General features: G+C 61.8%; 10 protein-coding genes and 2 tRNA genes. 5 read left to right on the plus strand and 7 right to left on the minus strand.

Features of this window, described 5'->3' with window-relative positions:
• Positions 1-660: 660 nt before the first annotated feature.
• The 7 genes from H4684_RS10650 to H4684_RS10680 form a co-directional block, all read right to left on the minus strand.
• Positions 661-736: transfer RNA gene (locus tag H4684_RS10650), tRNA-Thr, on the minus strand.
• A gap of 96 nt (positions 737-832) precedes the next feature.
• Positions 833-1612, minus strand: a complete 780-nt coding sequence (locus tag H4684_RS10655; protein ID WP_192623714.1) for a hypothetical protein — start codon at positions 1610-1612, stop codon at positions 833-835.
• Positions 1613-1779: 167 nt separating this feature from the next.
• Positions 1780-1865, minus strand: a tRNA-Tyr gene (locus tag H4684_RS10660).
• Positions 1866-1902: 37 nt separating this feature from the next.
• Positions 1903-3498, minus strand: a complete 1596-nt coding sequence (locus H4684_RS10665; RefSeq protein ID WP_192623715.1) for a response regulator — start codon at positions 3496-3498, stop codon at positions 1903-1905.
• A gap of 25 nt (positions 3499-3523) precedes the next feature.
• Positions 3524-5053 (minus strand): response regulator, encoded by a 1530-nt coding sequence (locus tag H4684_RS10670; protein ID WP_192623716.1) that lies wholly within the window; start codon positions 5051-5053, stop codon positions 3524-3526.
• A gap of 23 nt (positions 5054-5076) precedes the next feature.
• Positions 5077-6645, minus strand: coding sequence for a DUF3369 domain-containing protein (locus H4684_RS10675; protein ID WP_192623717.1), 1569 nt, complete (start codon positions 6643-6645; stop codon positions 5077-5079).
• Between the two features lie 295 nt (positions 6646-6940).
• Positions 6941-9850: an insulinase family protein gene (locus tag H4684_RS10680; protein ID WP_192623718.1), complete on the minus strand. Its 2910-nt coding sequence runs from the start codon at positions 9848-9850 to the stop codon at positions 6941-6943.
• Between the two features lie 143 nt (positions 9851-9993).
• Between H4684_RS10680 and galE the strand changes: the two genes are divergently transcribed.
• The 5 genes from galE to H4684_RS10705 all read left to right on the plus strand — a co-directional run bounded on the left by galE (position 9994) and on the right by H4684_RS10705 (position 15514).
• Complete coding sequence (gene galE, locus H4684_RS10685) at positions 9994-10971, plus strand: UDP-glucose 4-epimerase GalE (RefSeq protein ID WP_192623719.1); 978 nt, start codon at positions 9994-9996, stop codon at positions 10969-10971.
• A 232-nt stretch (positions 10972-11203) separates the two neighbouring features.
• Entirely contained in the window at positions 11204-14014 is a 2811-nt protein-coding gene (gene ileS / locus H4684_RS10690; RefSeq protein WP_192623720.1) for an isoleucine--tRNA ligase, read from the plus strand.
• Positions 14007-14543: a signal peptidase II gene (lspA, locus tag H4684_RS10695; RefSeq protein ID WP_192623721.1), complete on the plus strand. Its 537-nt coding sequence runs from the start codon at positions 14007-14009 to the stop codon at positions 14541-14543. Before ileS ends, lspA begins: the two co-directional genes overlap by 8 nt.
• Complete coding sequence (gene lgt / locus H4684_RS10700) at positions 14524-15306, plus strand: prolipoprotein diacylglyceryl transferase (protein WP_192623722.1); 783 nt, start codon at positions 14524-14526, stop codon at positions 15304-15306. The genes lspA and lgt overlap by 20 nt, the downstream gene beginning before the upstream one ends.
• A complete protein-coding gene (locus H4684_RS10705; protein ID WP_092192009.1) occupies positions 15299-15514 on the plus strand; it encodes a PLDc N-terminal domain-containing protein in 216 nt (71 codons plus the stop codon). The genes lgt and H4684_RS10705 overlap by 8 nt, the downstream gene beginning before the upstream one ends.
• The last annotated feature ends 11 nt before the right edge of the window (positions 15515-15525 follow it).

The raw sequence follows: 15525 nt of genomic DNA on the forward strand, positions 1-15525 counted from the left end.
CGTAATCAGACGAGGTCGTCCGAGCGAAAATCTCTCACTTTTGCTGGATCTATTAGGGTGCCGATCGGTGGCTCCATTAGGGTGCTGATCAACACGGCATCTTTTCGTGAACGTGTCTCGGTGCCCCAGCCTAGTGGAGAGCTTCGAAAAACAGGCCTATGATAAAAACGGCGAACCCGATAAGAGCAGCGGTCTGGACCATATTGCCGACGCCGCCACTTATTACCTTGCATATCAATATCCGATCACGCAGCGGACCACGACAGTCTCGTATATTTCGATACGCTAGGACGCCATTACAGCAACGATGCAGCAGGCCGGGGCTTATGCCTTGGCCTTTTTTTTGGACGCAGCAGCGGGCCGCATATCGCACGCTACAGGGCACGGTAACGGCACGGAAAAAAAGATATGGGTGTTGCCATGGCCAGGATGAATTGACCGTGCCGACGATGTTTTCTCGGTGGAGCGAATATGGCCGGGGGTTATGTCTTTTCAGGCCAGACGATGATCCGCAAAAAGGGCCGGGGTTGTCCATGAATTATGGCCAAAAAATGGCCCTTGCCGCCTAAAAAGTGGGGCAGAAGTGGGGCAAATTGACTTTGGGAGTTGGTCAGGCAATCAAAAAGGGCCTAGATTTTACATCTAAGCCCTTGTTTTTACTGGAGCCAGGAAAGAGAATTGAACTCTCGACCTACTGATTACGAATCAGTTGCTCTACCAACTGAGCTATCCTGGCCAAAACAGCGAAGTCGTAGCTATCCAAGGCATGGGCGAGCGTCAAGGAAAAAGTGACGAAAGCCGGGCCGCGACTTCAGAAAACATCAACGTGCCTTCAGTCGATCTGCATCACCACCGGCACGACCAGCACCGTTCCCGCTCGCTGAAACTCTCCCCAGCCCTTGTAAATCCCGGGGCCGGGGAAACGGGCTTCGAAGGCGACTTCGTTTTCCTTGTCCCCGGAGACGGGTTCGGCAGGGACATATTGGCGGCCGTCCGCGCTCAAGGCAATGAAATGGCCCTTGGCCCCAAGGAACGGCTCCAGTTCGGTGACCGGCTCTTCATTCAGGTCCATCAGGGCGAAGCTGATCCTGTGCGTGACCAGTCCCGCTTCAACGCCGACATTCGCCAGCATCTCGGAAGTCTGCACCATGCCCGGCACATACGGGTCCAGCGGCGGCGCGGCGGAGCCCGTGCCTTCGACGTGCAGTTCGGCCATGAGGGTCACGCCGCTGCCGTCCCTGGGCGTGAACTCGACATGGAAAAAATAGGTTCCGCCCTCCGGAAAGGTCATCCCGGTGACCATGGTTCCCTGCGGCCCGGGTTCCGGAAAAGTGTGGGTAAACTTGTCGAGGCCCTCCCGGACGATGGTCAGGTGCAATTTCTTCCCGCGCACGATCTCAAAATCGGTCACGGGTGCGCCGTAGGCGTCGGCCAGTTGCAGGGTGACTTCAACCTGCTGGCCTGCCTCGACCACTTCCGGGGCGGCGGTGAGCGTCAGATGGAACGCACCGGTGTCGAAGCCCTGGGAGGAGTATCCCGTCGCGGCAGGAAGATGCGTGGACCAGCCGCAGGCCAGAATGAGCAAAAGCCAGAAAACATATGTGTGACGCATGAAAACCTCCGGGATGAGCGCTTGTTCACCGCCCTTTCTTAAACAGCTGCAAGGTTTTCGCAAGAAAAATCGCCTCGGCGGAGCAAGGCTGTGCAATCTCCCTGGAAATTCTTTCTCCGGGCGCAGGGCAAAAAAAAACCCACCATAAGGTGGGTTGGTTCGGCGTCTGGTGGAGGGGGGAGGATTTGAACCTCCGAAGTCGTACGACGACAGATTTACAGTCTGTTCCCTTTGGCCACTCGGGAACCCCTCCGGACAGAGGCGGTTGATAGATGACCCGCAGGCGGCGGTCAAGGTTTTTTTTCACGATGGGGCATTTTAATATCCTGACTCTGCTGAATAATATCCTCCCGCAAGGCCAGAAACTCGTCCTTGTGCGCAAGCAGCGTGTCGATCAGGGCCGGGTCGAACATGCGCCCGCGCTGATCGTGCAGGTACGCCAGAGCGTCGGCCACGGTCCAGGCGTCTTTATAGACGCGCTCGCTGAGCAGACTGTCCAGGACATCGACCACCCGTGCGATGCGGCTGAACATGTGAATGCCCTCCCCCGCGAGGCCCTGTGGGTAGCCGCTGCCGTCCCAGGCCTCCTGGTGTTCGAGAGCGATGCGCGCCGCTGTCTGCATGACGTGGTTGCCGGATCGGTTCAGGATGTCGAAACCCAGACGCGGATGCTGTTCGATGATCCCGCGTTCGACCTCGTCCAGAGGACCGGCCTTGAGGAGCACGCTGTCGGGGATGGCCACCTTGCCCACGTCGTGCATGGGCATGGCCAGACGCAAAAGGTCGCAGTCATCCGCGGACAGCCCCGCATGATGCCCCAGCAGCCAAGCCATCTCAGCCACCCGGTGCACGTGCATGCCACCGGCCAGAGCCCGATTTTCCACGACCTCGCCGAGAGTGAAAATGACCTCCCGGTGGGTCTGCGCGATCTCCTGATTCAATTGCAGGTTCTCGAAAGCCACGGTCACGTTGGCCGCGAAGATCTGAACCAGATCCTGTTCCAGAGGCGTAAGTTCACGCAGCACGCGCAGAAAAAGCACATGACGCGCGCCGCTGGTCATGCCGAAACAGCCCGCGTAGCTGGTATGGCTGAAAAAGCACTGGTCCGTGCTTGCGGCCCGGCGGATCAGGTCCATTTCCTGCGCATCGAGCACTTCGCTCGCCAGGCGGGACTCAAGGCTGGAAAAATCTCCGGTGCCCGCGATGATGACAAAATCATCGAGCCTGTCACGGGCCGCGAATCCCGAGGCATCGCCCAGATACATGGAGCTGTCCTCCAGATGCAGGAGCGAGGTCATCTGGGTCAGCACCCCGCGCGCGAAAAGCTCCAGGCTGTCGGCCTGAAACAGGTCGACCGACGCGGCGATGATGTCTTCGAGTCCCTGACGGCTGGAGTCTATGGCCCGCAGGTCGCGGTAGGAACGAATGCCCGTGGTCACGGCGGTAAAGAGCTTCTGGGCCGTGAGTTCGGATTTGCTCTTGTAGTCGTTGATGTCGTAGTTGATGATGACCTGGCGTTCTGGAGCCTGGCCAGGCTGGCCCGTGCGGAGGATGATGCGCACCAGCGCATTGCCCAGCTCCTCGCGCACCTGCCGGGCCAGATCGAGGCCCGCATGAGGCGTCTCCATGACCACGTCAAGAAGCATGACCGCGATATCGGGGTTCTCGACCAGGGCCTGCCTGCCTTCGTCCGCACTGAACGCGCTCAGGAATTCGAGGCTTGCGCCCTCGAACTCGAATCCCTCCAGGACCATGCGCGTGATGCTGTGCACATCCTCTTCGTCATCCACGATCAGAAGTTTCCAGGCCTTGCGTTCCCGTGGGGACGAGCCCAGGTCGTCCTCGGCGGCAAACACGATGTCGTCGCGCAGCTCGTGATCGGTCATGAAACCCTTCCCCCCATGAAAACGTCTAGTCCGGATACGCGACCCGGATGGCCAGTATCTCGTCCAGATTCTCCAGAAAAATGTCCACCAGGAACGGATCGAACTGCCTGCCCCTCTTCTCCCGGAGATAGTCCAGGACCTCGTTCAGCGGCCATGCCTTCTTGTAGACCCGATCGCAGGAGAGCGCGTCAAAAACATCGGCCAGGGCCGTGATGCGCCCAAAAATATGCGTCTCGTCCTCGACCAGCCCGTGGGGGTATCCGCCGCCGTCCCAGTGCTCGTGGTGCTGCAGGGCAATGGTGGCGGCGGTGCGCATGATGCGGCGCGGCGAGCCTTTGAGGATGGAATGACCGATGACCGTGTGCGTCTTGATGATGGAGAACTCATCGTCGGTGAGCTTGCCGGGCTTGAAGAGGATGGAGTCGGGGATGCCGATCTTACCCACGTCATGCATGGGCGAGGCCATGCGCAGAAGACGCGCCCGCTCGTCCGAGAGTCCGGCCTTGATCGCCAATACGTAGGAATATTCGGCCACGCGCTTGACGTGATGGGCCGTTTCCTTGGAGCGGGTCTCGACCACCTCGCCGAGGGTGAGCACAACCTCGCGCTGCGTGGCCACGATCTCCTCGGTCAGAAAGAGGTTGCTGAGAGCCACGGCGATGTTTCCGCCCAGAATGTGCAGAAGGCCCTGCTCCGTCTCACTCAGGGGGCGACCGAAGAAGACGTAGAAGAAAAAGTCCTGGTCAGTGTGCGAATTGAAAAATCTGGCCGCGAACTCCTGGTCGAGCACCAGCACCCGCCCTTCCCTGCTCGCGCGCTCGAACAGCTCCCGCAGGCGCCCGACAGGGACGTTGTCGGGACCGGAAGCGAGCCCGCGCGACTCCAGAATCTCGAACCCCCCGTCGGTGCCCAGCGCCACCAGGCCGTTCTCACGGCAGCACGGCCCTGCGCAACGGCCGGTGCGCAGGATGTGCTCCAGGGCCAGGACAAAGAAATCCTGCACCGAACCGGCCGAGAACAGGGCCGCGGAGGCGCAGATGACCTCCTGCAATCCCAGGCGGCCAAGCTCGATGGTGCGCAGATCGCGGTAGGATCGGATGGCCGCGGTGATGGCCGTGAACAGGCGCTGCTCGCTCAGCTCCGCCTTGTGCTTGTAATCGTTGATATCGTATTCGGTGATGACCTTGCGCTCGGGGGCCTGCCCCGGCTGGCCCGTGCGCAGGATGATGCGCACGAAGGAGTTGTTGGCCTCCTTGCGCACGTGCCTTGCGAACTCAAGCCCCGCGTTTTCCGTCTCCATGACAACGTCGAGCAGAATCACGGCCGTATCCGGATGCTCGCGCAGGAGCGCCCGCGCCTCGGCGCCGGAATAGGCGTGCAGATAACGCACGGGAGTATTCTGGTAATGATAGTCGCCCAGGGTCAGCTCCGTGACCTTGTGCACGAAGTCGTCGTCATCCACGATCATGACCTTCCACAGCCCTTCGCTCTCGGGCTTCAGGGGAGGAGTTTCGTCTGCAAAGTGAACTTCTTCCATCGCATGCTCGCTTTTCATGAAAAGGGCTCCGGTTGGAGGAATCAATCGGGAAAATCCTGGCGGATGGCGACAAAGGCGTCGAGCTGCCGCATCATCGTATCGACCATGTGCGGGTCGAACATCTCCCCGCGCTCCGCGAGGATGAACCCACGCACCTGGTCGAGGGGCCAGGGTTCCTTGTAGACCCTGCGCGAGAGCAGGGAGTCGAAGACATCGACCAGGCAGACGATGCGCCCGTACGGGTGGATGTCCTGTCCGGCAAGGCCCAGAGGATAGCCCGAACCGTTCCAGCGCTCATGATGCTCATGGGCAATGACCGCCGCGGCCTGCATGATCGGCCGACTGGAACCCTTCAAAATCTGATGGCCGAGCAGGGTGTGGGTCTTCATGATCTCGAATTCCTCCATGGTCAGCTTGCCGGGCTTGAGCAGGATGGAATCGGGGATGCCGATCTTGCCCACATCATGCATGGGCGAGGCCAGGCGCACAAGGTCCACCTCCGGGGAGTCAAAACCAAGCTCCGAGGCCAGCAGCCGGCAGCATTCCGAAACCCGGCGCACATGCCCCGCCGTCTCCTTGGAGCGCGACTCCACGCACTCGCCAAGGGTCAGGATGATCTCCTTCTGGCTATGCAGCAGCTCCGTGTTCAGCAGCATGTTGTCCAGCGCGATGGCCACATTCCCGGAGAAAACCTCCACCAGCCTGCGCTCGAAGGCATTGAGGGATCTGTCCAGACGAAAATAGAGCAGATTCTCGGACCCGCGCCGGGAACGAAAATACTGGACGAAGGAGTCCTCGCCGAAGACGCCCCCCCTTTGCCGCAAGGCCTGCTGCAAGACGAGGGTCACGCTGTCGTCCAGTACGCAGGCCGTCTCTTCCATTCCGCAATGACCGAACTCTCCCGTCCCCGCGAGAACGGAAATGTCGCCGTCGCGCACCGTGGCCGCGAATCCGGAAGGGGAATGCAGGAAAAGGCAGTCCTCGTTGACGCGCAGCAGGGAACTCATCTGATCGAGGACGCCCTGGGCAAAGAGCGCCATGTTGCGCCGCTCGAAGAGCCCCCTGGTGGAGGATATGATCAGATTAAGGCCCTGGCGGCTCTTCTCGATGACGTTCAGGTCCCGATACGAACGGATGGCCGTGGTCACGGTGGAAAAGAGCTTCTGGGCGGTCAGCTCCGTCTTGTGCTTGTAGTCATTGATGTCGTAGCGGGTGATGACCTCTCGCTCCGGGGCCTGACCGGGCTGGCCCGTGCGCAGGATGATGCGCACGGAGCGATTGCCGAGCTCCGAACGGATGAATTCGACAAGCTCCAGTCCCGCCTGGCCCGTCTCCATGACCACATCAAGGAGGATGACGGCGATGTCGTCGTTCCCGCGCAGGAGTTCCCGGGCCTGCGCTGCGGAGTAGGCGCTCAGAAATGTCAGCCCCTTGCCGGAAAAGGTCAGGCCCTCAAGCACCATCCTGGTGATGACGTGCACCTCCTCCTCGTCGTCGACGATAAGCAGCTTCCAGCCGGGCACCACCCGGGACCGGGACGGCTCCTGCTCGTCGGCAAAAAACAATTCATCCGAAAGGAATGAGGAACCGACTTTTCTCATGTCATCCATCAAGGTTCTCCACGTTCTTGAAGTCCGTACCACAGACTACTCGCCGTTGAGGCTGCATTACACGTTCATGCCACGGGCGCCGCAATTTATCAAAACCTTTTTAAAATCACGGCACATGCCGCATAAAGCGCGCGCCAAGCCAGTCGTCACCTCGGCACAGGAGTTACAAAATTCCATCGGCCCGGACATGCATGGACCGCGCCGGAGAATCCAAGGCCGTGCGCCGCATGAAAAAAGGCCGCGCGCCGCGGATATGCAGCGCGCGGCCTTGCGATGCGCGGCCAAACAAATCCGGCTAAAGCAGACGAATTCTGCGCGTGAGGTCGAGACCCTGGGAAGCGGCCCTGGTCAGGGAGTCCTCGCCTCCGAGCACGCAGACCAGTCCCGTGGGCGCGACCTCGCGCAGCAACGCCCCGAATTCCCGGAAATGGCGCTCGTCCGTGGCCAGGACCTCGTCCCGGATGCGCTGGCGGGTCTCGGTGGTCACCCCGGCCAGGTGTTGGCTCAGGGCCGTGAAACCCTTGGAGTCGGGGAGCTGATACGGATCGAGATCGCCGGAAGTGCCGATGATGGCCTTCAAGAGCTCGCCCCGGTCCAGGCTGACCGTCTCCAGGAATTTTCCGCAGCCGTCGAAAGCGGCCAGGGTGGAGGTGACGTTCGGATCGCGATAGGAGCCGAAGCTCATCAGACCCGAAAGGCGCCCGTAATTACAAAAACCGCCATACGCTCCGCCCAGAACCCGGACCTGCTCCCACAGCCAGGTCGTGCGCAGGTACTTGACCGCCACCAGACTTGATCCGTGAAAGGAGTAGCCGGCTTTGTGCAGGTCGCAGATCTTGCCGACATAATTGACCTGAGCCGGGATGACGAGCCCCTCGTGCCCGTCCTCGCCAAGTCCAGGCCAGACCGCGCGCACCGGGGCGCCGCCCGGCAGGCTCGCCACGAATTCCCGAAAGCGCTCGCCATGGGCGGCGAGCATGCCCTCGTCCATGGTCAGGTTCAGCACCGCGCCGTTCCTGTTCACCAGCGCCCGGCGCAGCTCCTCCAGATCGGACAGCACGCCGTCGAAATCACTGTCCATCCTGTCAGCCAGTTCACGCTGGAAGAAGAGATTCTCAAGGCCGCCCATGCGCTCCTGCATGCTGTCCGCCAGATTGAAGCGCGAGCGCAGGCGCAGGCCCACGAAATGATGGCCGGAGGGCACCAGGGCGTGCTCAAGGCCCGCCTTCTCCTCCAGCACCATCTGGCGGAAGCGCTCACGGTCGTCGAAACGGGCCAGGGTCAGGGCGTCATGCACGATGTCGATCATGTCGCCGACCCGCTCGCCCACGGCCTTGGCCCGCACCACCAGCCGGGCCACGGGGCCGGGACCGTCCTCGCGCTGGGACAGGAGGCTCCTGGCGTAGACCCCGCCGGTCTTGCTGTTAATCCGCTTGGAGAAGGACACGTAGTCCTCCTTCATGGTGCCCATCTCGGTCAGGGCGCGGCCGAAGAGCGGGACCAGGGGAATGAGACGATCGGGCACCGCGCCAAGGTCCAGGGCCAGATCCATGTAGCAGATATTGTTGGTCGGCAGGTCGTGCATGAGCGCCGTGGCCTCCTCCCAGTCACGCACCTCGGTGGGCACGACCCGCACCGTGGGGTCGATGTCTTCCCGGGTGAGGCTGGGCAGCAGGGCCAGGGCCTCGGGCGAATCCGGGGCCTCCTGCATGCGCCGCAACTGCTCGGTGCGCCGCACCAGCTCGTCGTCGGCCAGGGCCGCCTGATCGGCGCGCAGCTTGGCTATCAGCTCCTGCTCCTCCCGCTCAATCCGCGCCGCGTGTCCTTCCTCGGGTTCGAGGATGACCACGCTGGCGTGGGGATTGCCCAGGATGTGGCGCGCGATGAGATCCTCGAAGACCCTCTCGCCCCGGGCCAGCCGTTCTTTCAGGGCCGCCATGGGCGCCTCGAAGGCCACCAGCTCCAGCGGATCGAGGTCATACAGCCAGGACCCCAGCGAGCGCAGCATGACGATGAGACCGCGCGGATAGGAGCCGGTGTTGTTCTCGCGCAGATCGAACTCGGCGGAATTGACTCCGGCCTCGATCAGATCGGCCTCGAACCCCTGAGCCACTATATCTTCGAGGGTCTTGACGATGAGCTCGCGTACCGCCTGGAAATTTTCCGGCAGCACACCCTTCATGCCCACGGAATAGTACATCTGGGCCATCTCGTGCTCGACGCCCGCCCCGGTCAGGTCCTCGCCCAGGCCCGACTCGATGAGCGCCTTGCGCAGTGGGGAAGCGTTCATCCCGGTCAGAAGGCCGTCCAGAATCTTGCAGGCCAGCACGGTCCCGGCGTCTTCCTTGCCGGGCAGCAGCCAGTTCATGGTCAGCATGCCCAGCGCGTCTTCATCCTCGCCCATGGCCTCGAAACCGAGCCGCACTTCACGCGGGGCGTCGAAGGGCTTCTGCCGCGCAATGGACGAATTCACATCCAGGGCGGAGAACTGATCCAGATATTCGCTCAAAAGTTCGAGCCGGGCGTCCGGGTCGTCGTCGCCGTAAAAAAAGATCCATGCGTTGGAGGGATGATAGAGCGTGCGATGGAACTCAAGAAAGCCTTCGTAGGTCAGATCCGTGATGGCGCGGGGGTTGCCGCCGGAGTCCAGGCCGTAGGTAGTGTCCGGAAAGAGGGATTGCTGGGAATGCTCGGCGAGCTGCGAATCCGGCGAAGAGTACACGCCCTTCATTTCATTGTAGACCACGCCCTTGATGGACAGCTCCCCGCCCTTTTCCGGCAGGTCCAGATGCCAGCCCTCCTGCTCAAAGATCTCGGGAGTGATGCGCGGAAAGAAGACCGCGTCCAGATACACGTCCACCAGATTGTAGAAATCCTTGAGGTTCTGGCTGGCCACGGGATAGCAGGTCTTGTCCGGGTAAGTCATGGCGTTCAGGAAGGTCTGCAACGAACCCTTCAGGAGGTCCACGAAGGGCTCCTTGACCGGATATTTGCGCGACCCGCACAGCACCGAATGCTCCAGGATGTGCGCCACTCCCGTCGAATCCGACGGCGGAGTGCGAAAGCTGATGCCGAAGACCTTGTTTTCGTCGTCGTTGACCACGGACAGGATGCGCGCTCCTGTCTTGTCGTGCACGAAGATATCGGCCCGGGATGAAATTTCCTGAACATAAGTGGTTGAAACGCGAGTGAATCCGGTGGTCATGGGCGGTAGATCTCCTGGGAAGCGGTTTTTGTGCCGGTCTTGCGGAATTGGACTGGACACTTTGGCAAACCAGTCCCTTTGCAAGCCCGAAGGACTTCTGTAAAGAGCAGGACTGCAATGTCAATGCTCGAAAGGAGAATTCCATGTCCAAGATTCTGGTCACCGGCGGCGCCGGGTATATAGGTTCCCACACGACCCTGGCCCTGCTTGAGGCCGGTTACGAAGTCGTGGTTTACGACAATCTGTCCACGGGCAAAGCCGAGGCGGTGCTGCCCCCGGCCCGTCTGGTGGTCGGCGATCTGGCCCACACGGAAGCGCTGGACCGCCTCATGGCCGAGGAAAAATTTTCGGCGGTGCTGCATTTCGCGGGCTCCATCGTAGTGCCCGAGTCGGTGGAAAACCCGCTTAAATACTACATGAACAACACCAACAACACCACGGAACTGATCCGCCTGGCGGTGAAGAACGCCATACCGCGCTTCATCTTCTCCTCCACGGCCGCAGTCTACGGCATGCCGGACACCGCCGCCGTGACCGAGGACAGCCCCACTAGGCCCATCAACCCTTACGGGCGCACCAAGCTCATGAGCGAATGGGTCATCGGGGACACGGCCGCCGCGCATCCGGGCTTTTCCTTTGTCATCCTGCGCTACTTCAACGTGGCCGGAGCCGACCCCAAGGGACGCATCGGCCAGTCCACGCCCGACGCCACGCACCTGATCAAGGTCGCCTCCCAGGCCGCGCTGGGCCGCAGGGAAGCCCTGCACATCTTCGGCACGGACTACGACACCCCCGACGGAACCTGCATCCGCGACTACATCCACGTGGCCGATCTGGCCGGGGCCCATGTGCTGGCGCTTGGCCATCTGGAGGCCGGCAATCCTTCGGACGTCTTCAACTGCGGCTACGGACACGGCTATTCCGTGCGGGAAATCGTGAGCGCGGTGAAGGAAGCCAGCGGCGTGGATTTCCCCGTGGTCCTGAGTCCGCGCCGGGCAGGGGATCCGCCCGCGCTCATCTCCGACCCGACCCGCATCCGCGCGACCATGAACTGGAAGCCCGCCCACGACGACATAACGGCCATCGCCCTCTCGGCCTACAGGTGGGAAATGGGGCTCTGACCACCTGCTCGAAAGCGCGGATATCCTGGCTGTTCAAAAATGGTGAAATTTTCCGCCGTGAAGCGGCGGATCGCCGTTTTGGAGCAGCCTTCAGACCGCGCCAAACTTGACTTCGGGTGCGGGATATTCCACTGTTCTGCCCTTCATTGCAATACAAATAACGAAAATTTGTGCTCGCCACGCTGGCCCGTGGTCCGTCGGCACAGCAGATAACCCGGAGGAACGTCGTCCCATGAGCGATTACAAGAAAACCCTGAACCTTCCCGCCACCACCTTTCCCATGAAGGGCAGCCTGACCCAGAACGAGCCCAGAATTCTGGACGGCTGGTACCAGACCGACGCCTACGGGGCCATGATCGGCGCCAATGAGGGCTGCACGCCCTACGTCCTCCACGACGGACCTCCGTACGCCAACGGCCATATCCATATCGGCCACGCCATGAACAAGATTTTAAAGGACGTCATCGTCAAGCACCGCAACCTGACCGGCCGTAAGGCCCAGTACGTGCCCGGCTGGGACTGTCACGGCCTGCCCATCGAGCTCAAAGTCGAGCAGGAGCTGGGCGGCAAGAACAAGTTCTCCATCCTCGAAATCCGCAAGAAATGCCGCGAGTACGCCCTCAAGTACCTGGACATCCAGCGCGAGGAATTCAAGCGGCTCGGCGTGCTCGGAACCTGGGACAAGCCCTATCTGACCATGACCCCGGATTACGAGACGGCCACGGCCCGCGAACTGGCCAATTTCTACAAGCTCGGCTCGGTGCAGCGCAACAAGAAGCCCATTTATTGGTGCGGCTCCTGCGAGACGGCCCTGGCCGAGGCCGAGGTCGAGTACGACGACCACTCCTCGCCTTCCATCTATGTACGCTTCCCCCTGCAGGCCGAGGAACTGGCCCGGGTTTTCCCCCAGGCCCCTGCCGATGACAGCTTCATCGTCATCTGGACGACCACGCCCTGGACCATTCCCGACAACCTGGCCGTGGCCGTGCATCCGGACTTCGAATACGACCTCGTCCAGGTCGGCGGAACTTTCTACATCCTGGCCAAGGAACTGGTGGCCGGATGCGCCGAACGCTTCGGCTGGGGCGAGTGGTCCGTGCGGGCCACGGTTCCGGGCAGCGCGCTGGAAGGGCTCGTCGCCCGCCATCCCTTCTATGACCGCCCCTCTCCCGTGGTCACCGCCGACTACGTGACCCTCGACGCGGGTACGGGCTGCGTTCACACCGCCCCCGGCCACGGCCGCGAAGACTACGAGACCGGCCTGCGTCATGGCCTTGAGATCCTCTCGCCCCTTGACGACGAGGCCAGATTTCTGCCCAGCGTGGAATTTTTCGGCGGCAAGAACGTGTTCGAGGCCAACCCCCTGGTCATCGCCAAGCTGACCGAGGTCGGACACCTGCTGGGCAGCGAGAAGATCAGGCACTCCTACCCGCACTGCTGGCGCTGCAAGAAGCCTGTCATCTTCCGGGCCACGACCCAATGGTTCATCGCCATGGAGCACGACAACCTGCGCGGCAAGACGCTTGGCGCCATCGACAACGACGTTCGCTGGATCCCGTCCTGGGGCAAGGAGCGCATCCACAGCATGATCAAATTCCGCCCCGACTGGTGCATCTCGCGCCAGCGCATGTGGGGCGTGCCGATCATCGCCCTCCTGTGCAAGGACTGCGGGGACGCCTATTTCGACGGCGACTGGGCCCACGGCATCGTGGACCGCTTCGCCACGCATCCCACCGGCGCGGACTACTGGTTCGAGGCCCCGCTGTCCGAGGTCGTGCCCGAGGGGCTGACCTGCCCCAAATGCGGCGGCACGCACTGGGAAAAAGAGGACGACATCCTGGACGTCTGGTTCGACTCCGGCACCAGCTTCGCCGCCGTGGTCGAAGGGCGGCCCGAGTGTTCCTTTCCGGCGGACCTGTACCTTGAAGGCACCGACCAGCATCGCGGCTGGTTCCACTCCTCGCTCCTGGCATCCATGGGCACGCGCGGCGTCCCCCCCTACAAGACCGTGCTGACCCACGGCTTCGTGCTCGACGGACAGGGCCGCAAGATGTCCAAGTCCATCGGCAACGTGGTCGCCCCGCAGGAGATCATCGAAAAGCACGGCGCCGAAGTGCTGCGCCTGTGGGTGGCCTCGGAGAACTACCAGGAAGACTTGCGCATCTCCGACGAAATCCTGCGCCGCCTGGTCGACGCCTACCGCAAGATCCGCAACACCTGCCGTTTCATCCTCGGCAACCTGAGCGACTTCAACCCGACCACGGACCTGATCGCCACGGCCGACATGCTGGCCCTCGACCGCTATGCCCTGAACATGGTCCGCGCCAAGCACCAGACCATCCAGGCGGCCTACGAAAACTTCGAGTTCCACAAGGTCTACCACACCCTGCACAACCTGTGCACCACGGACCTGAGCTCCTACTATCTCGATATCATAAAGGACCGTGTCTACGTCAACGGCGCCACCAGCCTTGAGCGCCGCTCGGCCCAGACCGCCCTCTACCACATGCTGCTCATGATCCTCGGCGACATGGCTCCGGTCTTGAGCTTCACCTCCGAGGAGATCTTCCAGCACCTGCCCGAGGCCATGCGTCCGTCGGGCAGCACGGTCTTCGCCATGCGCGTGCCCGAGATCGAAGGCGCGCTCCTGACCGAAGAGGAAGCGGCCATCTGGAACCTGGTCTTTGCCGTGCGCGGCGACGTGACCCGGGCCATCGAGCCCCTGCGCCAGTCCAAGGAACTCGGACACTCCCTCGACGCCAAGGTGACCATCCACGCCTCGGGCGAGGCTTTTGCCGCCCTGTCCGGCGTCGCTTCCGACCTGCGCGACGTGTTCATCGTCAGCCAGGCGCAGGTCACGGACCAGCCCGCACCGGCCGAAGCCATCCAGGGAGAGGTCGAGGGCGTGGCCGTGGTCATCGCCAGGGCCCTGGGCGAAAAATGCGCCCGCTGCTGGATCCACGACGAAAACCTGGGCACTGATCCCGAACATCCCTCGGCCTGCCCGCGCTGCACGAAGGTGCTCAAGGAATACCATGCCTAAGGTCGTTCGCGTTCCCTGCAAGCCCGACATGGGACGACGCTACCGGACCATCGGTCTGGTGGCGGTCGTCATCCTTGTCCTGGACCAGCTGAGCAAGCTCTGGATCCAGCAGACCATTCCGGTCTGGGAAAAAGGCTTCACGGTCATCCCCGGTTTTTTCGACATCGTGCACATCCTGAACCGGGGAGCGGCCTTTGGTTTTCTGAACCGTCACGACATCGACTGGCAGCGACCCTTCTTCATCGTGGTCTCGATCCTGGCCTTGGGACTCATCTGGGTCCTGGCCAGAAGCCAGGAGGACGACGGCCCGTTCTATGTCTATGGACTGGGCCTGATCCTGGGCGGCGCCCTGGGCAATCTGCTGGACCGCGCACGGCTCGGAGTGGTGGTGGATTTTCTGGATTTTTACGTGGGCGACATGCACTGGCCGGCCTTCAACGTGGCCGACATGGGCATCTGCGTCGGCGCGGCCGCGCTGCTCGTTTCCTTTTACCAGCAGAGGCGACGCTGTGTTCCCGACAATAATTGAGATCGCGCCCTTCATGCTCTTCGGGTTCAAGCTCGGCCCTTTCGCGCTGCACACCTACGGCCTCTTTGTCGCGGCGGGATTCTTGCTCGGCATCGCCTGGTCCATGCGCGAAGCACGGGCGCGAGGCCTGAACCCCGACACCGTCTCCGACCTTGGCTTCTACATCATCCTTGGCGCCATCCTCGGTGCGCGCCTCCTGTACGTGCTCATCAACCCGGTCTATTTCTGGAACAATCCACTTGAAATACTGATGTTCTGGAAGGGAGGCCTGGTCTTTTCCGGCGGGGCCATCCTGGCCACCGTTTTTGCCCTGGCCTTCATGCGGGCCAGAAAAGAGGACCCCTGGCTGTGGATGGATGTCCTGGCTCCGGGCATAGGCCTTGGCGAGGCCGTGGGCCGCATCGGCTGTCTGGCCGCCGGATGCTGCTACGGGGCGGTCTGCGATCTGCCCTGGGCCATCACCTTCTTCGACCCCGAATCCCTGGCTCCCCTGCACGTGCCGCTGCATCCCACCCAGCTCTATCACAGCCTGGCGGGGCTGATCTGTTTTGCCGTGACCCTGGCGCTCAAATCCAGGACACGGAACACGGGCCAGCTCATGGGCATTTTTCTGGCTCTTTTCGGATCGTTCCGGTTCTTCATCGAGCTTTTCCGCGCAGACTATCGCGGAGATTTCGGACCCGTCAGCGTAACCCAGGTCATCGCCCTCGGGGCGGTGTGCCTTGGGCTTTTCATCATCCAGTACAGGAGACGCAATGTTTAACATTCCCCCTGACAAACTCGTTTACGCGATACCGCTCCTCATCTTGCCCATACTGCCCAACTTCTGGTCCATCTGGCATCTGTACACGAACGAGTTTCCGACGCATCAGGAACGGGCGGCCTGGATTGTGGCCCAGGTCGTATTGCCGGTCGTCGGCGGAGTGGGTTATATCCTCTTCGGCCGAAAGCGGGCCATCAAAAAACAATGACAACCCGGACT

Source organism: Desulfomicrobium macestii (genome assembly GCF_014873765.1).
Classification (GTDB): Bacteria; Desulfobacterota; Desulfovibrionia; order Desulfovibrionales; family Desulfomicrobiaceae; genus Desulfomicrobium; species Desulfomicrobium macestii.